The organism is Streptomyces silvae, from assembly GCF_016745505.1.
Classification (GTDB): domain Bacteria; phylum Actinomycetota; class Actinomycetes; order Streptomycetales; family Streptomycetaceae; genus Streptomyces; species Streptomyces silvae.
Map to the genome: position 1 here is coordinate 19002 of NZ_JAERUC010000032.1, position 20196 is coordinate 39197.

General features: G+C 73.1%; 14 protein-coding genes. 8 read left to right on the top strand and 6 right to left on the bottom strand.

Going from position 1 to position 20196, the window contains the following annotated elements:
• Positions 1–23 precede the first annotated feature (23 nt).
• Positions 24–4766, top strand: a complete 4743-nt coding sequence (locus JKV81_RS05140) for a coiled-coil domain-containing protein (RefSeq protein WP_202075010.1) — start codon at positions 24–26, stop codon at positions 4764–4766.
• A gap of 21 nt (positions 4767–4787) precedes the next feature.
• On the opposite strand, the gene JKV81_RS05145 is transcribed toward JKV81_RS05140, so the two are convergent.
• The gene (locus JKV81_RS05145) at positions 4788–5267 is read right to left on the bottom strand and encodes a hypothetical protein (RefSeq protein ID WP_124279810.1); all 480 of its coding nucleotides are present in this window, start codon (positions 5265–5267) and stop codon (positions 4788–4790) included.
• 509 nt (positions 5268–5776) lie between these two features.
• On the opposite strand from JKV81_RS05145, the gene JKV81_RS05150 reads away from it, so the two are divergent.
• From JKV81_RS05150 to JKV81_RS05165, 4 genes are read left to right on the top strand one after another with little or no spacing between them, the layout of a single operon-like run.
• Positions 5777–8569, top strand: coding sequence for a sensor histidine kinase (locus tag JKV81_RS05150; RefSeq protein WP_202075011.1), 2793 nt, complete (start codon positions 5777–5779; stop codon positions 8567–8569).
• On the top strand, positions 8566–9009 hold the full coding sequence (locus JKV81_RS05155) for a roadblock/LC7 domain-containing protein (protein ID WP_124279812.1): 444 nt from the start codon (positions 8566–8568) through the stop codon (positions 9007–9009). Before JKV81_RS05150 ends, JKV81_RS05155 begins: the two co-directional genes overlap by 4 nt.
• Before the next feature lie 9 nt (positions 9010–9018).
• Positions 9019–9456, top strand: coding sequence for a DUF742 domain-containing protein (locus tag JKV81_RS05160; protein ID WP_099176973.1), 438 nt, complete (start codon positions 9019–9021; stop codon positions 9454–9456).
• Positions 9437–10042, top strand: coding sequence for a GTP-binding protein (locus tag JKV81_RS05165; protein WP_099176974.1), 606 nt, complete (start codon positions 9437–9439; stop codon positions 10040–10042). Before JKV81_RS05160 ends, JKV81_RS05165 begins: the two co-directional genes overlap by 20 nt.
• Positions 10043–10167: 125 nt before the next feature.
• Here the strand turns inward: JKV81_RS05165 and JKV81_RS05170 are convergent, their stop codons facing one another.
• Together JKV81_RS05170 and JKV81_RS05175 are read right to left on the bottom strand one after the other, a co-directional pair.
• Positions 10168–10521, bottom strand: coding sequence for an Mpo1-like protein (locus tag JKV81_RS05170; protein WP_124279813.1), 354 nt, complete (start codon positions 10519–10521; stop codon positions 10168–10170).
• 138 nt (positions 10522–10659) lie between these two features.
• Positions 10660–11466, bottom strand: coding sequence for a M15 family metallopeptidase (locus JKV81_RS05175; protein WP_129261202.1), 807 nt, complete (start codon positions 11464–11466; stop codon positions 10660–10662).
• A 61-nt stretch (positions 11467–11527) separates the two neighbouring features.
• Here JKV81_RS05175 and JKV81_RS05180 point away from each other — a divergent pair, with 61 nt between their 5' ends.
• Positions 11528–12025: an NUDIX domain-containing protein gene (locus JKV81_RS05180; protein WP_202075012.1), complete on the top strand. Its 498-nt coding sequence runs from the start codon at positions 11528–11530 to the stop codon at positions 12023–12025.
• Here the strand turns inward: JKV81_RS05180 and JKV81_RS05185 are convergent.
• Positions 12016–14379, bottom strand: coding sequence for a glycoside hydrolase family 31 protein (locus JKV81_RS05185; RefSeq protein WP_202075013.1), 2364 nt, complete (start codon positions 14377–14379; stop codon positions 12016–12018). The two genes, JKV81_RS05180 and JKV81_RS05185, sit on opposite strands and share 10 nt — an antisense overlap.
• A 222-nt stretch (positions 14380–14601) precedes the next feature.
• On the opposite strand from JKV81_RS05185, the gene JKV81_RS05190 reads away from it, so the two are divergent.
• Together JKV81_RS05190 and JKV81_RS05195 are read left to right on the top strand one after the other, a co-directional pair.
• Complete coding sequence (locus JKV81_RS05190; RefSeq protein WP_129261196.1) at positions 14602–16578, top strand: acetoacetate--CoA ligase; 1977 nt, start codon at positions 14602–14604, stop codon at positions 16576–16578.
• Positions 16579–16656: 78 nt separating this feature from the next.
• A complete protein-coding gene (locus JKV81_RS05195) occupies positions 16657–17571 on the top strand; it encodes a DUF8829 domain-containing protein (RefSeq protein WP_202075014.1) in 915 nt (304 codons plus the stop codon).
• A gap of 85 nt (positions 17572–17656) precedes the next feature.
• Here the strand turns inward: JKV81_RS05195 and ptsP are convergent, their stop codons facing one another.
• Both ptsP and JKV81_RS05205 read right to left on the bottom strand, forming a co-directional pair.
• Complete coding sequence (gene ptsP, locus JKV81_RS05200; RefSeq protein WP_129261192.1) at positions 17657–19327, bottom strand: phosphoenolpyruvate--protein phosphotransferase; 1671 nt, start codon at positions 19325–19327, stop codon at positions 17657–17659.
• 77 nt (positions 19328–19404) lie between these two features.
• Positions 19405–19854 carry a PTS sugar transporter subunit IIA gene (locus JKV81_RS05205; RefSeq protein ID WP_099176981.1) on the bottom strand — a complete coding sequence of 150 codons (450 nt, stop codon included), beginning with the start codon at positions 19852–19854 and terminating at the stop codon, positions 19405–19407.
• Positions 19855–20196 lie beyond the last annotated feature (342 nt).

Genomic DNA, 20196 nt, shown 5'->3' on the forward strand with positions numbered 1-20196 from the left:
CTGAACGACGAGAGTCCGCCGCCATGTACGAGTTGTCCCGGGTCCGCCTCTACTCCATCGGGCCCGCCGGTGCGCGCTACGCCGACACGGTGCTCGACCTGCGCGGAGTCGGCGAGCCCGTGCCGAGGCCCGCCCCGGCCCAGGCGGAGTTCTTCGAGGACGAGCCCGTCGGCCCGCCGCGCCGCCCCGCGCCCGCCGGCGTGCTGTTCCTGGAGAACGGCGGCGGCAAGTCAGTCCTGCTCAAGCTGATCTTCTCGGTGATGCTGCCCGGCCACCGCAACACCCTGGGCGGCGCCAGCTCCGGCGTCCTGCGCAAGTTCCTGCTCGCCGACGACTGCGGCCATGTCGCCCTGGAGTGGCAGCACACCCTCACCGGCGAATGCGTCGTCGTCGGCAAGGTCAGCGAGTGGCGTGGCCGGCAGGTCTCCAACGACCCCCGCAAGTTCGCCGAGGCCTGGTACTCCTTCCGCCCCGGCCCCGGTCTCAGCCTCGACAGCCTTCCCGTCGCCGAGGCCAGCGCCGTGGGCCGGCCCGCCGAAGGCGTCTCGGGCGCCCGCGGACGGCGCCGCACCATGAAGGGCTTCCGCGACGCCCTCACCGACGCCGGAAAGTTCTACCCGCACCTCGACGTGCACTGGGAAGAGATCCACGACCGCTGGAACGAACACCTCGGCGACCTCGGCCTCGACCCCGAACTCTTCCGCTACCAGCGCGAGATGAACGCCGACGAGGGCGAGGCCGCCGGCCTCTTCGCCGTCAAGAAGGACTCCGACTTCACCGACCTGCTGCTCCGGGCCGTCACCGACACCCGTGACACGGACGGCCTCGCCGACCTCGTCAGCGGCTTCGGCAACAAGCTCGGCCGCCGCGCCGAACTCACCGCGGAATGCGACTTCACCGCCGGTTCGGTCGACCTGCTGGGCCGGATCGTCGACGCCACCGCGACCAGGGCCCGCAGCCGCGACGTCCACGCCGGCGCCGAACGGCGCACCCGCACCCTGGCCCGCAGGCTCTCCGGCCGCGCCGCCGAGGAGCGGGGCCGCACCGCCGAGCTCGCCGAGCAGGTCACGGCCGCCGCCCACACCGTCACCGAGGCCGAGACGACCCGCGGCCGGCGGGACCTCATTGCGGCCGAACTGGCCTACCGGCACGCCTCCCTGGCCCTGACCGCCGCCGAGAAGAGCGCGGCGGCACAGCGCCGTGAGCTGGGCGAGGCCCGCACCCTGCACGCCGCCTGGCAGGCCGCCGAGGCCGTCCTGCGCCACCGTGCCGCCGCCGATCGCTCGGCCCGCGTCGCCGTCGCCATCCGGGAGGCCGAGCGCGACGCGGCTCCCGCCCTGGCCGCCCGCGCCACGGCCGCCGCCGACCTCGTACGCGCCCTGCACACCGCCGCGGAGGCGGGGGAGCGGGTGGCCGACGAGGAGGAAGAGCGCTCCGCGACTCTCCAGACCACCGGCGAGACCGCGCACCGGGACGCCACCACCGCCGCCACCGAGGCCCAGCGCGCCCGCAGCGAGGCCGGCCACCTGCGCCAGCGCCTCGCCGAGGTCGAGCAGGAGACCGCCGAAGCCGTGCGCGCGGGCTGGCTCGACGACACCGCGCCGGACGCCGACCCGGCCCGCGCGGCCCTCGCCGCCAACGACGCCGAACAGAGCGCGGTCGCCGCCTGGGACACCGCACGGGAGGCCGCCCGGGCCACCGCCGACCAGGCCCGTGAGGCCGCGGCCGCGGAGAGCCGCACCGAGCTCGCCGCGGCCCGCGCCGCCGACGGCGCCGAGGCCGCCGAACAGTCCTACGAGGCCGAGCGCAGGGCCGCAGAGTCGATCGCCGCCGACCACCGCCTCGCCGACCTGCTGGGCCTGCCGACGGCGGCCGGAGTGCCCCGCCCCCGTCGCGCCGCCGCCGGTACGGACGAGGACGGCTCCGGCGCGACGGAGGAGCCGTCCGGTGACGAGCGGTCCCTCACGGCCGAGGAGTTCGACACCAACGCGGACGAGCTGAGGGAACTCCTCGACCAGGGCGTCGCCGCCGCCGAACGCCGGCTCTTCGACCTGCGCACCGCCGCCGCCGACGACTCCCGCATCCTCGGCGCCCTCGGCGACGGCGGACTGCTGCCCCCGGGACCCGACGTCCTCGCCACCGTCGAGTACCTCGGCGAGCACGGCATCCCGGCCCTGCCCGGCTGGCGCTACCTCGCGCAGGCGGTGGACCCCGCCGACCACGCGGCGGTCCTGGCCGCACGGCCCGAGCTCGTCGACGGCGTCGTCATCACCGACCCGGACGCGCACACCCGCGCCCGCGAGGTCCTGGGCGCCGCCGCCCTGCTGCCCCGGTCGGCCGTCGCCGTCGGCACCACCGCGGCCCTCCTCGCGCCCGTCCCCTCGCCCGCCGGCCCCGGCGACGACGACGTGTTCCTCGTCCCGCCGAACCCCGCGATGCACGACGAACACGCCGCCGACGAGGAGCGCCAGGCACTCAGGGCCCGGGCAGCGGCACGCGACGAGGACATCAGGTCGCTCGCGGCCCGGCTCACCGCCGACCGCTCCCTCGCCGCCCGGATCGGCTCCTGGCGCGCCGACTGCCCGCCCGGGATGCTCGCCGAGCTCCGCGACGCCGCCCGCAAGGCCCGCGCCGCCGCGGAGACCGCCGAAGCCGCGCTCGCCGAGGCCCGCACCGCGCGCGCCGAGGCCGACGAGGCCGCCGCCGACGCCGCGCGCGTCCGCGACGAGAGGCAGGAAGCGGCCCAGCGCGCCCGGCGCGCGGCCGACGCCCTCGCCGGACTCGCCCACCGGCTCCGCGACCGGGTCGGCTGGCAGGCACGGCTGCGTGAACTGACCGACGAGGCAGCCGAGTCCGAGGCACGCGCCACGGCGTGCCTGGAGCGGGCACGCGCCGCCGACGAGGACCGCAGGGCCGCCCAGCGCGCCGCGGACGACGCCCACCGCACCGCCCGTGCCCTGCGCGCCGAGCGCGCCGAGATCGCGGGCGCCCCGGAGACCCTCCCGGAGCCCGGCCCCTCCGCCGCACGCACCTCCCTGCCCGCCCTGCGCGAGGCGTACCGGGCGGCCTCCCAGCTGTACGAGAAGGTGGGCGTCGGAGCCGACCTCCGCGCCGAACAGGCCCGCGCCGAGAGCGACGAGAGCGCCGCCCTGGCCGAACTCGACCGCCTCACCAACAAGGTCCGCACCCGCGCGGCCCAGCTCCTCGAAGGCACCGACGGCGCCGACGGGCCCTCCCGGCAGGCGGCCGCCGCCCGCGCCGAATCCCTCGTCCAGCTCCTGGAGACCCGGGCGTCCTTGGCCAGCGAGCAGCTCGGCCGGCTGCGCGGCGAGGCCGAACGGCTCGCCCCCGCCGACGAGGCGCCCCACCACACCGAGCTCCCCGCCGACCTGGCCCCGGCCGACGCCGACCAGGCCCAGGCCCTGCTCCGTACGGCGACGGCCGAACTGGCCACCGCCACCGCCGCGCTGGACACCGCGCGCGCCGCCCACGCCGAACTGCTGCGCGCCCACCGCACCGCCGAGGACTCGGCGAGCGGCTTCGACGAGACGGCCGCGCTCCTGCGCGACCTGCTCAGGGACCACGGCGCGGAGGACGAGACCGAGTCCCCCGACCCGTACCGGGGCACCCTGGAGGAGGCCCGGCAGTCCGCCGCCGAGGCCCGCCGCTCACTGCGCGGCTGCGCCACCGACCTGTCGGCCGCGGAGAGTTCGGTGCGGGAGGCGAGCGACGTCCTCGTACGGCACGCCAACTCCACGCGTTACGAACAGGTCCGCACCCCGGCGCGCCAGCAGATCCGGGAGCTGCCGGCGGCCGCCCTGCCCGACCACGCCGCGAAGTGGGCCGCCGCCTTCGCCCCCAGGCTGCGGGTGCTCACCGACGAGCTGGCCCAGCTGGAGCGCAACCGCGACTCCATCGTCGACCGGCTCCGCGGCCTCGTGGAGTCCGCCCTCACCACGCTCCGCTCCGCCCAGCGGCTCTCCCAGCTGCCCGAGGGACTGGGGGAGTGGTCCGGCCAGGAGTTCCTCCGGATCCGCTTCGAGGAGCCCGACCAGGCCACGCTCACCGAGCGGCTCGGCGAGGTCATCGACGAGGCCACGCACGCCGCCCTCAAGAAGAACTCCGACCTCCGCAGGGACGGGATGTCCCTCCTGCTGCGCGGAGTCCAGGCGGCGCTGGAGCCCAAGGGCATCGCCGTGGAGATCCTCAAGCCCGACGCCGTGCTCCGCGCCGAGCGCGTCCCGGTCGGACAGATGGGCGACGTCTTCTCCGGAGGTCAGCTGCTCACCGCCGCGATCGCGCTGTACTGCACGATGGCGGCCCTGCGCAGCAACGACCGGGGCCGCGACCGGCACCGCCACGCGGGCACGCTCTTCCTCGACAACCCCATCGGGCGCGCCAACGCGACGTACCTGCTGGAGTTGCAGCGCGCGGTCTCCGACGCGCTGGGTGTCCAGCTGCTCTACACCACCGGGCTGTTCGACACCACGGCACTCGCGGAGTTCCCCCTGGTCATCCGGCTGCGCAACGACGCGGACCTGCGGGCGGGGCTGAAGTACATCAGCGTCGAGGAGCACCTCAGGCCGGGGCTGCCCCAGCAGGACCCCGCGGGCGAGACCGTCCACGGCGAGATCACCGCCACCCGTATGTTCAAGCGGAGCGGAGAGCCGGCCGGCACCGCGGGCGCCACGGCGGTCCCTGAGATGCGTACGGAGATGACGGCCACGCAGCCGGAACCGGCGCGGCAGGCCGGCGACCAGCGATAGGGGAGGCCGGGGCGCAGGCGGTCAGGCCCGGGAGAGCCGGCCGTCGCCCCGGCGGCGTATCCGGGCCTCCCCGCGCGCCCGGGCCCGCGCGGCGCGCCTGGCCGCCCGGCGCTCCCGGCGCATGCGGCGCGCCGTGCTGCTGGGGACGGACACCACGCCGTTGCGCTGGTTCCACACCTGCCGGGTCACCCAGACGTCCAGCACCGACCATGTCGCCACCACCGTGCCCGCCACACTGCTCAGCACCATCGGGAAGGCCAGCCAGGACCCGGCCAGCGTGCACAGGAAGGCCACCACGGCCTGGATGATGGTCAGCGACATGATGAGGACCGCGCGCACGGCGGCCGTCCGCACGGGGTCCGGCATCCGTCGCCGTATCGCGGGCTCCTCCACCCACAGCTGCCGGGGGATCCGGGCCCCGGCAGCCGGGGACGGTCCCGAGCCCGCACCCGACCTGCCGGCCGGTGATGCCGCCGCACCCCGGCGCTCATCCGTGTCCACGAACCTTCAACTCCCCACCACTGTCCGACTCAAGGGGTGGCTGCCCCGCTCCCGCTCCTTCTACGCGGGCGGAGCCGCTTGCCTGTCGCACGTACCCCCGTGAGGTTCTTCTGCCCCGTACGTGTGGACGAACGCCGGATCGTGAAGATTCCCGCCGGAGGCCGCAACCGGCCCCGAAAGGTCACGGAACGAAGAATTCCAGCCAACTGCCCTGTGTGGATGCACCGCGTTCGGCCAGGGGTTCTCTGTCGCTTTCGCGAATTTCTTCGCAGGGAATACCAGGACAACTGGTGAGCAACGCGGGGAAGAGTGGCCTGTAATCGTCCGGACACGTCTTCGAGTTACCGGTAGGTCAGTAGTAGGCTCACGCCGTTTGTTGACGGAACACCGGCCGACGCTCCACGAGCTGCGGCAGCACCACCCGAACGACCGGTAGGACCCGGGCGACCGGAACCACCGGGACCGACACGACACCACCCCCGCGGTGCGGGGCCGAGCTGGGGGAGGCCATGCGCTTTCGCGGGAAGTCCATCCGCAGGAAGATCGTGGCGTTGCTCCTCGTGCCGCTCGCCTCCCTCACCGGTCTCTGGGTCTTCGCCACCTATGTCACCGGCCGCGAGGCCGGTGAACTGATGGGCGCGAGCGCCATCGTCGAGCAGGTCGGCCACCCGCTGGAAGACACCATCCGCGCCGTCCAGGGCGAACGCCGTCAGACACTCGTCTTCCTCGCCGACCCCCGCGCCTCGGACGCACTGCCCCTGCTGCGCCGCCAGCGCGCCCGGACCGACCAGGTCGTGGCCGAGGTCAGGAAGAGCGCGAGGAGCAAGGACATCCGCGACAAGCTGAGCCCCGAGTCGGAGGCCCAGCTCGACTCGATCCTCAGCGAGGTCGACGGCCTGGACGCGCTGCGCGGGTCCGTCGAGAAGCGCACCATCGACCGGACCAGGGCCCTCGACTTCTACAACGGCCTCGTCGACCCCTGCTACCGCTTCCTGAACGGTCTCCACACGATGGAGAACGTGTCCATGGACAAGCAGGTGCGCGCCCTCGTCGGCATCTCCCGGGCCCGCGAGATGCTCTCGCGTGAGGACGCCCTGGTCGTGTCGGGCCTCATCGCGGGCCGCCTCGGCGCCCCCGAGCTGCGCGTCGTCTCGGACCTCGCCGCCAGCCGCTCGCTCCTGTACGAGGTCAACCTCGAACTCCTCCCGGCGAGCGAGCGCGGGCGGATGGAGCAGTACTGGCGCAGCCCCGACACCGAGCCGCTCCGCACAGCCGAGCAGAAGCTCATCGCGACGGGCCCGATCACCGAGGCCGGCGCCATCGACTCCGAGCGCTGGGAGGAGGTGGCACCACCCGTCCTGGAACACCTGGCCAACGACGGCACCGAGATGTCCAACCGCTTCCAGGACCGCGCGGAACCCGCCGGCTACCGGGTCCTGATCCAGGCCGGTGTCGCCGGGGTCCTGGGCTTCGTGGCCCTGCTCGTCTCCGTCTTCGTCTCCGTACGCGTGGGACGCGAACTCGTCCGCGACCTCTCCCGGCTCCGCAAGGACGCACACGAGGTGTCCGGTGTGCGGCTGCCCAGCGTGATGCGGCGGCTGGCCGCCGGCGAGCAGGTCGACGTGGAGACCGAAGCCCCCCATCTCAGTTACGAACGCGACGAGATCGGCCAGGTCGGGCAGGCCCTCAACACCCTCCAGCGGGCCGCCGTCGAGGCCGCCGTCAAGCAGGCGGACATGCGCCGCGGGGTGTCCGAGGTCTTCGTCAACCTCGCACGCCGCAACCAGGTGCTCCTGCACCGGCAGCTGACGCTCCTGGACGCGATGGAGCGGCGTACCGAGAACAGCGACGAGCTCGCCGACCTCTTCCGCCTCGACCACCTGACGACCCGTATGCGCCGCCACGCGGAAGGCCTTGTGATCCTCTCCGGGGCGGCCCCCTCCCGGCAGTGGCGCAAGCCGATCCAGCTGATGGACGTGGTGCGCGCCGCCGTCGCCGAGGTGGAGGACTACGAGCGGATCGAGGTCCGCCGCCTGCCCCGCATCGGCGTGGGCGGCCCGGCCGTCGCCGACCTCACCCACCTGATCGCGGAACTGCTGGAGAACGCCACGGTGTTCTCGCCGCCGCACACCGCGGTGCAGGTCCACGGCGAACGCGTCGCCAACGGCTTCACCCTGGAGATCCACGACCGCGGCCTCGGCATGGCGCCCGAGATCCTCCTGGACGCCAACCTGAGGCTCGCCGAGACACCCGACTTCGAGCTCTCCGACACCGACCGGCTCGGCCTGTTCGTCGTCAGCCGGCTCGCGCAGCGCCAGAACGTCCGGGTGTCGCTCCAGACCTCGCCGTACGGGGGGACGACCGCGGTCGTCTTCATCCCGGCGCAGCTGCTCACCGACGCCCCCGACACGCACGGCACCGGCTTCCGCCTCGACCGCCGGGCCGAGAAGGCCATCGGCAGCGGGAGGCCCGGCAGCGGCGTACCCGGCAGCGACAAGGCCCGCAGGGACGGGGTGGCCGACACCAGTATCCCGGGCAGGCCGTCCGGGCTCTCCCCGGTCCCCACGGGCCTCACCGACCCGTCCGTCCTCGACGGCCCGGTCGAACTCGAAGGCCCGGTCGGCACACTCGGGTTCACCGACCCGGCCCGCGACCGGGAGCTCGACCCGGCTCTCGGCCCCGTCCTCGACGGCGTATCGGACCTGGAGGACACCGAGAGCGAGCGGGGCGGCATCTTCCGGGCCCGCGACCTGCGCAGGGAAGCCGACCGGGACCAGCACCAGCAGGCCTTCGACGCGACGGACGGCCGCTCGGCCGACGTACGGCCGATGCGGCCCGCCGGCCCCGTCCCGCTGCCGCGCCGCAAGTCGCCGACCCTTGTCACCGGCCAGGGCCGCCGCATCGGCGACGGCGGCCGCTCCCATCCCGGCACGGCCGACGGCCCCGAGGCTCCCGCGCCCGGATCCGCCGACGCCGGGCCCGGCACGTCCCCCGCGGACGAGGCCCCGCCCCGGCTCAGGCCGGCGCCCTCGCCGGCCGCGCCGGACACGGTGGGCGGCCTCCCGCGCAGGGTGCGCCAGGCGAACCTCGCCCCACAGCTCCGGGAGGACTCCGCAGCGCGGACTTCCGGCCACGCCCCCGCGGACACCGACGACGACCTCGAACGTGACGCGGACGAAGTACGCAATCGCATGGCTTCGCTTCAACGCGGCTGGCAGCGCGGCCGTCGGCAGAACGCCGAGGACGCGACCGGCCCCGGCGATACAGCACCAGGAACCACTCCGGGAGGGGACGGTCGATGACCGCACCGAACGCCGCAGCACACAACGCCTCACGCCAGGGCTCCGGCGAACTCAATTGGCTCCTCGACGAACTGGTCGAGCGGGTCGCGAGCATCCGCAAGGCGCTGGTGCTCTCCAGCGACGGCCTCGCCACCGGCACGTCCCAGGACCTGACCCGGGAGGACAGCGAGCACCTGGCGGCCGTCGCCTCCGGGTTCCACAGCCTCGCCAAGGGCGTCGGCCGTCACTTCGACGCCGGCCGGGTCCGGCAGACCGTGGTCGAGCTCGACGAGGCCTTCCTCTTCGTCACGGCCGCCGGTGACGGCAGCTGTCTCGCCGTCCTGGCCGACTCCGACTCGGACGTCGGGCAGGTGGCGTACGAGATGACACTCATGGTCAAGCGCGTGGGGGCGCACCTGGCCAATGCCCCCCGGACCACCGGTCTGCCCGCCGGAGGGTGAGGCGAGGGGATGAGCGCAGACTCCTTCCGGGACACCGCGCCCGGATCACCGCCCGCTTCCGGCGAAGCGGGCTCCTCGCGCTGGTACGACGCCGAAGCGGGTCCGGTGGTCCGGCCCTACGCGATGACCCGGGGGCGTACCAGCAGCGCGTCCCGTCATCGTCTCGACCTGATCGCGATCGTCATCCCCGAACCGGCGGCCGACGATCCCGGCCGGGACCAGACGCTCTCCCCGGAACACGTGGAGATCGTCGAACTGTGCAGCGACATGCCCCAGTCGATCGCCGAGCTCGCCTCCGGACTGGACCTCCCCGTCGGGGTGGTCCGGGTCCTGGTCGGTGACCTCGTCGAGGACGAGCTGGTGCACGTCACCCGTCCCGTTCCGCCGGCCGAGCTGCCGGACGAGAGCATTCTCCGCGAGGTGATCAATGGCCTTCGGGCGCTCTAGCCGCCGGAAGCGGCCCGTCGAGCCCGTCACCCTGAAAATCCTGGTGGCGGGCGGCTTCGGCGTGGGCAAGACGACCCTGGTGGGCGCGGTCAGCGAGATCAGACCGCTGCGCACGGAGGAGCGGCTGAGCGAGGCGGGCCGCCCCGTCGACGACGTGGCGGGCGTGGAGGGCAAGAGCACCACCACGGTGGCCATGGACTTCGGCCGGATCACCCTGCGCGAGGACCTGGTCCTCTATCTGTTCGGGACGCCCGGGCAGGACCGCTTCTGGTTCCTCTGGGACGAGCTGGCCCAGGGCGCCCTGGGCGCGGTGGTCCTGGCCGACACCCGGAGGCTGGAGGACTGCTTCGCGGCGGTCGACTACTTCGAGCGCCGGGCGATCCCGTTCACGGTCGCCGTCAACCTCTTCGAGGGCGCGGAGCAGTTCCCCACCGAGACGGTCCGGGCGGCACTCGACCTCGACCCCGAGGTGCCGGTGCTGCTCTGCGACGCGCGCGACCGGGCGTCCGTACGGGATGTGCTCGTGGCGGTCGTGGAGCACGCCATGGTGCGGGCCGACCGGCTCCGGGAACCCGCCACGACCTGACGGCGGTCCCACCGCACGTGACGCGGCCCGTACCCCCGCCGACCGGGGTACGGACCGCGCGTACGGTGTGTGGGGGGAAGTCAGTCTTCACCCGGGGTGACGGCTCGTCAACCCTGTGCGCGCACTCATGCCCGCGGGTTCTCGGCGAGCCACTCGGCCGCCGTCTCCGCCAGCTCGGCGTCCCGCCCGGCGAGCATCATCCGGATCATCTGCACATCGCCGCGCAGCGACCACGCGGGGTGCCCGAACGTCGCCGGGTTGTTCTTCTCGATGAGGAAGTGCGCGGGCCACGCGGTCCCGTACCCGATGAGGGGGAGCGCCAGCGCGTAGCGCCGGCGGCCGCGTGCCAGACCGTACGCCGTGACCGCGAGGCCGGTCAGCGTGCCCGTCAGATGGACCCATCGGGTCGCCGCCCTGGAGTGCATGGCGACGTAGTAGGGCCAGAATTCTTCGTACGAACCGAACGTCTGCTGTGGCATGAAGGCACCGTAATGGCTCGGCCGGCAACCGGACACGGCAGTTCCGCGTCCGATAAGGAGAACGGGCGGCCGGAGCCCACGGGGGTGGTCCTGGTCGCCCGTTCTCCTCTTCTCTCCGCCCGTTCTCCGCCCGGGTCCTCAGTGCCCCGCCACGGAGCGCCTGGCCACCGGGAAGTCGAAGTAGGTGTCAGGGAAGAGCTCGGGCTTGTACGTGAAGTGCCACCACTCCTCGGCCAGATTCACGAAGCCCAGACCCGTCAGCGTCTCCTTGAGGAACTGCCGGTTGGCACGTTGCGCCCCCCGCACCCGCGGGTCGTCCGTGTGCGACAGGGTGTCGAAGCAGTCGAACCCCGTCCCCATGTCCACCGAGTTGTCGGGGAAGCGCTCAGCCTTGGGCCCGTAGCACGGAGCCAGCTTCTCGCCCGGCACGTACGGCCTGGTCGGCAGCGCAGGCAGCTTCACCAGGGTGAGATCCACCGTGCTGCCCCGGCTGTGACCGGATTTCTCCGCGATGTAACCGTCCTCGAACAGCCGTGTCTTGTCGACCGACGGATAGAACTCGGCCTTCATGGCCTGGTCGTCGAGGTCCTCGGCCCAGCGGACGAAGTGGTCCACGGCCCGCTGCGGCCGGTAGCAGTCGTACACCTTGAGCGAGTACCCCTTGCGCAGAAGGCTCCGCTGGGCCGTGCGCAGCGCCCGGGCGGCGGGCCGGGTCAGGATGCAGACGGGCTGCCGGTAGCCCTCCACCGGCTCGCCCATGAAGTTGTGCGCGGTGGTGTAGCGCATCTCCGTGATGATCGTCGGATCCACGGAGCGGAGGTCGACGAACTCCGGGGGAGCCTTGGGTTCGGGCCGGGCCGCCGCCACCGGGGCGGCGGCGGTCACGGCGAGCAGAGCGGCGCCGGCGGCGGCCAGGGCGCGGAGCATACGAACAGTTCCTGTCATGGGCACACCGTCTATCAGCTCCGGGGCCCCAGGAGAAGAGTGATCGGATACAGTCCCGCCCGTGAAGGACTCCCACTGCGGCAACTGCGGGGCCCGGTACGCCACCGACGCCTGGCCCCGCACCTGCACGGCCTGCGGCCGCACCGCCTACCGCAACCCGCTGCCCGTCGCCGTCGCCCTGCTGCCCGTCACCGGAGCGCACACCACCGGCCTCGTGGTCATCACCCGCACCATCGAGCCGCACCGGGGCGGGACCGCGCTGCCCGGCGGCTACATCGACCGCACCGAGGACTGGCGCCACGCCGTCGTCCGCGAGCTGCACGAGGAGACCGGCATCCGGGCCGACGAGACGGATGTACGCCTCGCCGACGCCCTGAGCTCCCCGGACGGCCACCTCCTGCTCTTCGGACTGCTCCTGCCACGCCCCGCCTCGGAACTCCCGCCCTCCGCACCCACGGACGAGACCTCCGGATACGCCGTGCTGCGCACCCCGGACACGCTCGCCTTCCCCCTGCACACCCAGGCCGTACGCCGCTGGTTCGCCGGCGCCTACGGCTGAGCCGGCAGCCCCCGCACCCGGACCGGATACGGAACCAGCTCCTCCTCCCCGTCCCGCTCGACCACCACCCGGCCGGCGGCGACCCGCGACGTGTAGCGCTCCACCTCGGCCCGCTCCCACCCGTCGCCCATGTCCCGTACGACCGGCCCGCCGCCGGAACGCCCCGGGGACGGAGCCCACACCTCCAGTTCGAGGTCCCCCTCCGCGCCCCGCACCGGGATCACCGCACCCGCCCGCGCCAGCACCGGGATCCGCGACAGCGGCGCCTCCACCACCACCTGCCCCGGCCCCTCGTACGCCCGCCCGGTCGCCGTGTCGTACCACCGCCCGCGCGGCAGCCGCACCACCCTGCGCACCGCCCCCTCCTCCAGCACCGGCGCGACCAGCAGCGCGTCACCCAGCAGGAACGCGTCCTCGCAGTCCCGCAGCGCACGGTCCCCCGGCGCGCCCCACCACACCGGCCGCACATACGGCGCACCGGTCAGCAGCGCCAGCCGCGCCAGCGTCACGAAGTACGGGAGCAGCCGCTCCCGCTCCGCCAGCGCCCGCCCGGCGTGCGCGAGAACCTCCGGCCCGAACTCCCAGGGCTCCCGCCGCCCCGCGTCGATGGCCGCATGGGTCCGGAACAGCGGCATGTACGCGCCCAGCTGGAACCAGCGCAGATACAGCTCGGGCGACGGTGACCCGTCGAAACCCCCGACATCGGGCCCCGAGTACGGCACCCCGCAGAGCCCGAGCCCCAGCACCAGCGCCAGCGAGGCCCGCAGCCCCGGCCACCCCGTGGCGACATCACCGGACCAGGTGCCGCCGTACCGCTGCATCCCCGCCCAGCCCGAACGCGAGAACAGGAAAGGCCGCTCGTCGGGTCGCAGCCGGCGCAGCGCCTCGTACCCCGCCCTCGCCATCGCGAGGGCGTACACGTTGTGGGCCTCCCGGTGGTCCCCGCCCCGGCCCTCCAGCGAGTGCCGGGACGAACGCGGCAAGGACGGATCCCCGAACGCCGAGAACGACACCGGCTCGTTCATGTCGTGCCACACCCCGGCGAACCCCTGGCCGAGCCGCTCCTCGTACAGCCCGCCCCACCACGCGCGCACCAGCGGATCGGTGAAGTCCGGATAGACGCACTCACCCGGCCACACCTCACCCAGCACCGGAACGCCCTGCGGATCCCGGACGAACGCGCCGTCCGCACCGACCGCCATGCCGCTGTCGAACACCGCCTCGCCCACCGACGCTTTGACCGCCGGGTCGACGATCGACACCAGCCGGACACCGTCCTCCCGCAGCTCCTTCGCCAGCCGGGGGAGATCCGGGAACCGCTCCCGGTCGACGGTGAACACCCGGTGCGCGTCGTAGTGGTCGATGTCCAGGTGCAGCACCGACAGCGGCAGCCCCCGCTCCCGGTACCCGGCCGCGATCCGCCGCACCTCCTGCTCGCTGCCGAAACCCCAGCGCGCGTGCTGCGGACCCAGCGCCCACGACGGCGGCAGCGCGGGCGCCCCCGTCAGCTCCGTCCAGCCCCGCAGCACCCTGGCCGGCGTACCCACCACCACCCAGCAGCGGAGCGGACCCCCCTCCATCCGCACCTCGCACGCCCCCGGCCGGTCGTGCCCCGACCCCTCACCCTCCTCGCCCTCCCGCAGAGTCACTCGCCCCGCCCAGGAGTTGTCGTGGAACGCCAGATGGGTCCCCGCGTCCGAGACCACCACCTGCACCGGCATCGTCAGATACAGCGGATCGTCCCCCGGCCCGAACCGGCCGCCCGGATCGGTGTTCCACAGCCGGTACGTGCCCTCCCGCAGCCTGGGACCGGAGGCCCGCCCGCCCAGCCCGAAGAAACGGGCGTCGGCCGGCACCTCGGACCGCTGCACCCACCGCGCCGGACCGCCCGCCACCGGCTCCCACCAGCGCGGCGGCAGCTCCCGGCGCAGCACCACACCCCCCGGCGTACGCAACTCCAGCGCCCCGTGCCGCGACACGGCGACCGTCAGCCGCTCCGACACCACCTGCCAGCCGCCGTTCTTGTCCGGCTCCAGCCGCGCCCGCGGATCCGCCTCGGGACCGTCCCCGGGCAGCGCGTACGAGGGCAGGAGCTCCGCGCCGTCCCACGACCAGAACACCGCACCGCCCACCGCCACCCTGACCCGCAGCCGCGAACGCGCGAACCGCACCACCCCGCCGCCCGGCCCCGGCTCCGCACCGATCAGGAGCCCGGGCACCCGAGCCAGCTCCGCACCGCGCGGCGCCAGCGCCCGCGCATCCGCCCGCCGGCGCCGCCAGGCCGAGCGCACCGTGCGCATCCCCTGCACGGAACCGACCATCCTCACCGAACGCACCAGGTCACGACCATCCATGCGGGCCACCCTGCCATCCGCCAGGACGGATGCGTGCTCCGTTCAGCTTCCGTTCACCTGTGGCTTCACCACACAACCGGACACGCGGCCATGGCAGGGCAACCCTGGTGCGCGGGACGATCACATGGCATCGTCCGTAACAGCCGTTCACGCGCACACCCCAGCCCGTGCGCGCGCGAGCACGCAGACCCCGCGTACACCCCGAAAGGCCAGGGAGCCTCCATGACCTCAGCAGCCGGCGAAGCCCCCCTCTGGCAGCCCCAGCCCGAGCGCGTCGAGGCAGCGGCCGTCACGCGCTTCCAGCGGTGGGCGGCCGGACGCCACGGAGCCCCCGCCGACGGCGGCTACGCGGCACTGCACCGCTGGTCCGTCGACGAACTCGACACCTTCTGGCAGTCCGTCGCCGAGTGGTTCGACGTCCGCTTCTCCACCCCGTACGAGACCGTCATCGGCGACCGCACCATGCCCGGCGCCCAGTGGTTCCCCGGCGCCACCCTCAACTACGCCGAGCACGCCCTGCGCACGGCCGAGGACCCGCTCCGCGCGGACGCCCCCGCCCTGCTGTACGTCGACGAGACCCACACCCAGGCCGCCGTCAGCTGGTCCGAACTCCGGCGCCAGACGGGCGCGCTGGCGGCCGAACTCCGCGCGCTGGGCGTCACCCCCGGCGACCGGGTCAGCGGATACCTCCCCAACATCCCCCAGGCGGTCGTCGCGTTCCTCGCCACCGCCGCCGTCGGCGCGGTCTGGACCTCCTGCGCCCCCGACTTCGGCGCCCGCAGCGTCCTGGACCGCTTCCAGCAGGTCGAACCCGTGGTCCTGTTCACCGTCGACGGCTACCGCTACGGCGGCAAGGAGCACGACCGCACCGCCACCGTCGCCGAACTCCGCAGCGAACTCCCCACCCTGCGCGCGGTCGTCCACATCCCCCTCCTCGGCACGGACGCGCCCGAAGGCGCCCTCGCGTGGGCCGCGCTCACCTCCGCCGACACCGAACCGGTCTTCGAGCAGGTCCCCTTCGAGCACCCGCTCTGGGTGCTGTACTCCTCCGGTACGACCGGACTTCCCAAGGCGATCGTCCAGTCCCAGGGCGGGATCCTCCTCGAACACTTCAAGCAGATCGGGCTGCACTGCGACCTCGGCCCCGACGACCGGTTCTTCTGGTACACCTCCACCGGCTGGATGATGTGGAACTTCCTGGTCTCCGGCCTGCTCACCGGCACCACCCTCGTGCTCTACGACGGCAGCCCCGGCTATCCGGACGTCCAGGCCCAGTGGCGCGTCGCCGAACAGACCGGAGCGACCCTCTTCGGCACCTCGGCCGCCTATGTCATGGCCTGCCGGAAGGCGGACGTCCACCCGGGCCGCGACCACGACCTCAGCCGCGTCCAGTGCGTCGCCACCACCGGCTCCCCGCTCCCGCCCGACGGCTTCCGCTGGCTCCACGACGAGGTGGCCGACGACCTGTGGATCGCCTCCGTCAGCGGCGGCACCGACGTCTGCAGCTGCTTCGCGGGCGCGGTCCCCACCCTGCCGGTCCACATCGGCGAACTCCAGGCACCCTGCCTCGGCACCGACCTCCAGTCCTGGGACCCCTCGGGCAAGCCGCTCATCGGTGAGGTCGGCGAACTCGTCGTGACGGCACCCATGCCCTCCATGCCCGTCCGCTTCTGGAACGACCCCGACGGCAGCCGCTACCACGACAGTTACTTCGACATGTACCCCGGCGTCTGGCGCCACGGGGACTGGATCACCCTCACCGACCGCGGCTCGGTCATCATCCACGGCCGCTCCGACTCCACCCTTAACCGGCAAGGCGTCCGGATGGGCTCCGCCGACATCTACGAGGCGGTCGAGAGGCTCCCCGAGATCCGCGAATCCCTCGTCATCGGCCTCGAGGAGCCGGACGGCGGCTACTGGATGCCCCTGTTCGTCCACCTCGCCGAGGGCGCCACGCTCGACGACGACCTCCGCGACAGCATCAAGCGGACCATCCGCGAGAACCTCTCACCCCGCCATGTACCGGACGAGGTCATCGAGGTCCCCGGCATCCCGCACACCCTGACCGGCAAGCGCATCGAGGTTCCGGTCAAGCGGCTCCTCCAGGGCACAGCCCTGTCCAAGGCGGTCAACCCGGGCTCCATCGACAACCTCGAACTCCTCCGCTTCTACGAGGAACTCGCCCGCGCACGCCACTGAACCGGCCGCGGGGAAGGCCGTTGTCAGTCCCCCTGATTACGCTGAGTGAGCATCGATCGACAGCGCACAGGGGGACTCATGGCGCACATCAAGCAGACCGAACGCAGCCGGCGGCGCGCCGGAACATCCATGCGACGCGCACTGCGCCGCGAAGCACCCAGCACCGTCGGCCTCCTGGTCGACGCCGAGGACTTCGCGGCCATGCGCCACTACCGGACCTTCACCTTCGAGGACCACGCGGTCTACCTCCAGCAGGTCGAAGGCCTGCTGCGGACACTCGCCGCACAGGGCATGCACACCACCGTCGCCCTCTTCGACCCCGAGGACTACGCGGAGTTCTGCGCCGAGTCCGGCCTGGATCCCGACGAACACACGAGCCGCAGCCGGTTCACCGCCGAGATCGCCGCAGCCGGCGCCACCGTGGCGTACACCGGGCAGCCCATCGACACACTGATCCCGCTGCTCGTCTCACGAGCGGTCAGGCGCGCGACATGGGAGTACGCCACGCTGCTGCTGGCGGGCCTCGGCGACTGCGCGGACTGCGGCCAGGACATCGGCAGGGCCGCCTTCGACCGGGCCTCCCACCTGCTGATGCGTCTGCTGGACACGGCAGGCCCGGGCACCCACCACCTCGTCTGCAGCACACCCACGGAGAACGAACAGCTCCTCGCCGTCCTCCACACCGCCCGGGACATGGACGGCCCCGCACGCCTCGCGTCGTCGGAGGGCGCGGAGTTCGCGACCGTGCTCGCCGTGGGGGTCGCGCTCGAAACCCAGGGAGGCGTCGTCCTGCGCACCACGGCCCCCGACGCCCCCGACCGGGTGCACGGCTGGCGGCTGCACCGGGGCGCCCTCCTCCCGCTCACGGCGGGCGAGGTCTTCAGCGCGTACTGCACCGACGCCGACACGGGCGAACCCGTCTCGCCCGAATCAGGCGTGGAGTACTGCGCGGGATTCGACATCGGCGCCGACGAACCGGAGGCCCACCACTGACACACAAGGGGAGAGGGGGTCCCCGCCGAACCGGCGGGAACCCCCTCTCACACCTCTCACCGCCGACCGCCAGGGGCGGACGGTGTCATTCGCCCGACAGCACCGCCTGCGCGGCGAGCCGCGCCTCGTCGGCGGAGTCCGCGGCACGCGCGGCGGAGGCGGCACGCTCGCACTGCGCCAGCGTGTGCTTCGCCAGCGTCGCCCGCACGTAGGGAATGGACGCGGCACCCATCGACAGGGAGGTGACACCCAGACCGGTCAGTACACAGGCCAGCAGCGGGTCCGAAGCGGCCTCACCACAGACACCGCAGCTCTTGCCCTCGGCCCTGGCGGCCTCGGCCGAGAGGGCGACGAGGTCGAGCAGCGCGGGCTGCCACGGGTCCTGGAGCCGCGACACGGCCCCCACCTGACGGTCCGCCGCGAAGGTGTACTGCGCCAGGTCGTTGGTACCCAGCGACAGGAACTCCACCTCCTGGAGGATCGAGCGGGCCCTGAGCGCGGCGGACGGAATCTCCACCATCGCCCCGAACTTCGCCTGCAGGCCCGCCTCACGGCAGGCGTCGGCGAACGCCTTCGCGTCGGCGCGGTCGGCCACCATCGGGGCCATCACCTCGAGGTAGACCGGCAGTCCCTCGGCCGCCCGGGACAGAGCGGTCAGCTGGGTCCGCAGCACATCGGGGTGGTCCAGCAGACTGCGCAGCCCCCGCACACCCAGCGCGGGGTTGGGCTCGTCGGCCGGCGTCAGGAAGTCCAGCGGCTTGTCCGCGCCGGCGTCCAGCACCCGCACCACGACACGCCCCTCGGGGAACGCCTCCAGCACCGCGCGGTACGCCGCGATCTGCTTCTCCTCGGACGGCGCCTGCTTGCTGTCGTCCAGGAAGAGGAACTCCGTACGGAACAGCCCCACGCCCTCCGCGCCGGCTTCCAGAGCCGCCGGCACGTCACCGGGACCGCCGACGTTGGCCAGCAGCGGCACCTTGTGGCCGTCCGAGGTGGCGCCGGGACCGGTCACGGCCGACAGCGCCGCCTTACGGGCAGCGGAGGCGCTCTCCATCTCGGCGCGCTTCTCCTGGCTCGGCTCGACGAAGATCTCACCGGTGCTGCCGTCCACCGCCACGACGGTGCCCTCGCCGATCTCACCCGCTCCGGGGAGAGCCACGACGGCGGGTACGCCGAGCGCCCGCGCGAGGATGGCGCTGTGGCTGGTCGGCCCGCCCTCCTCCGTCACGAAGCCGAGCACCAGCGTGGGGTCGAGCAGGGCCGTGTCGGCGGGAGCGAGGTCACGGGCGATCAGCACGTACGGCTCATCGCTGTCCGGGACACCCGGCATCGGAACACCGAGCAGCCGCGCCACGATCCGGTTCCGTACGTCGTCGAGGTCGGCGACGCGCCCCGCGAGGTACTCCCCGGCATTGGCCAGCAGCGCCCGGTACGCGGCGAACGCGTCGTACACACCACGCTCGGCGGTGCTCCCGACAGCGATACGACGCTCGACGTCGGCGATCAGCTCGGGGTCCTGCGCCATCATGGCCTGGGCCTCCAGCACGTGCTGTGCCTCGCCCCCCGCCAGATTGCCGCGCGCGATCAGGTCGGCCGCCACAGCCTCCACGGCCTGGCGGGCACGCCCCTGCTCGCGCTCGGCCTCGTCCGCCGGAATCTGTTTGGCCGGCGGCTCGAGCACTGCCGTACCCATGTGCCGAACCTCGCCGATCGCCACACCGTGGCTCACACCGACGCCTCGCAGCGTTGTCTCCATTTCACCCGTCTCCGATTGTGCGGCGGCTGTGCCACCGCGGTGGATTTCCCGACTGGCCGGTTACTGCGCCGAGGGTGTCACTGCCAGCCGAAGAGAGTGTCGCCGACCTTCACGTCGCCGTCCTCACGGACCTCGGAGAGGGACTCCGCCGTGGCCTCCAGGGCCACGACCGGGCAGATCGCCGACTTGCCGGCGGCCTCGACGCCCGCCGGGTCCCAGCGGACGATGCCCTGACCGCGGGTCACCGTGTCCCCCTTGTTCACGAGGAGCTCGAAGCCCTCGCCGTTGAGCTGCACGGTGTCGATCCCGAGGTGGGTCAGCACACCGTGGCCCTGGTCGTCGACGACGACGAACGCGTGGGGGTGGAGGGAGACGACGATGCCGTCGACCGGGGACACGGCCTCGGACGGCTCACGCACGGGGTCGATGGCGGTACCGGGACCCACCATCGCTCCGGAGAAGACGGGGTCGGGAACCGCGGTGAGCCCGATGGCGCGGCCGGCAAGAGGGGACGTCACTGTGGTCATGGAGGGCCTCTCAGGGTGGGGATCCGTATGGTCACCGCCACGGCTGATGGAGGGCGGCGTACTGATCAGCAGCGTAAGTCATACGAAGTCACGGTTCCGCCCGAGAGCTACCGGTTGACAGACCTAGGGGCACACCGCAAACGATTTGCCTCGCCTCACAGCGGCCTGTACTGTCGTACCCCTGCCTGGCCCCCATACGACTTCGAGTCGGGGACCGGCAGCGACTCCCAAGCCCAGACCTTAACTCTTCTGATTGTGCTTCCGCATGCTCGCGGGACCCCGGTCAAGGAGCGGGAAAAGGCCTGATAGAGTCGGACTCGCCGGAAAGGGAAACGCGAAAGC

Coding starts and splice junctions, on each gene's coding strand:
- JKV81_RS05155 (WP_124279812.1), top strand. CDS start 8,566: ATGACCGCACCGAACGCCGCAGCACACAACGCCTCACGCCAGGGCTCC.
- JKV81_RS05170 (WP_124279813.1), bottom strand. CDS start 10,521: ATGCCACAGCAGACGTTCGGTTCGTACGAAGAATTCTGGCCCTACTAC.
- ptsP (WP_129261192.1), bottom strand. CDS start 19,327: ATGGAGACAACGCTGCGAGGCGTCGGTGTGAGCCACGGTGTGGCGATC.
- JKV81_RS05160 (WP_099176973.1), top strand. CDS start 9,019: ATGAGCGCAGACTCCTTCCGGGACACCGCGCCCGGATCACCGCCCGCT.
- JKV81_RS05205 (WP_099176981.1), bottom strand. CDS start 19,854: ATGACCACAGTGACGTCCCCTCTTGCCGGCCGCGCCATCGGGCTCACC.
- JKV81_RS05190 (WP_129261196.1), top strand. CDS start 14,602: ATGACCTCAGCAGCCGGCGAAGCCCCCCTCTGGCAGCCCCAGCCCGAG.
- JKV81_RS05165 (WP_099176974.1), top strand. CDS start 9,437: ATGGCCTTCGGGCGCTCTAGCCGCCGGAAGCGGCCCGTCGAGCCCGTC.
- JKV81_RS05195 (WP_202075014.1), top strand. CDS start 16,657: ATGGCGCACATCAAGCAGACCGAACGCAGCCGGCGGCGCGCCGGAACA.
- JKV81_RS05175 (WP_129261202.1), bottom strand. CDS start 11,466: ATGACAGGAACTGTTCGTATGCTCCGCGCCCTGGCCGCCGCCGGCGCC.
- JKV81_RS05140 (WP_202075010.1), top strand. CDS start 24: ATGTACGAGTTGTCCCGGGTCCGCCTCTACTCCATCGGGCCCGCCGGT.
- JKV81_RS05185 (WP_202075013.1), bottom strand. CDS start 14,379: ATGGATGGTCGTGACCTGGTGCGTTCGGTGAGGATGGTCGGTTCCGTG.
- JKV81_RS05150 (WP_202075011.1), top strand. CDS start 5,777: ATGCGCTTTCGCGGGAAGTCCATCCGCAGGAAGATCGTGGCGTTGCTC.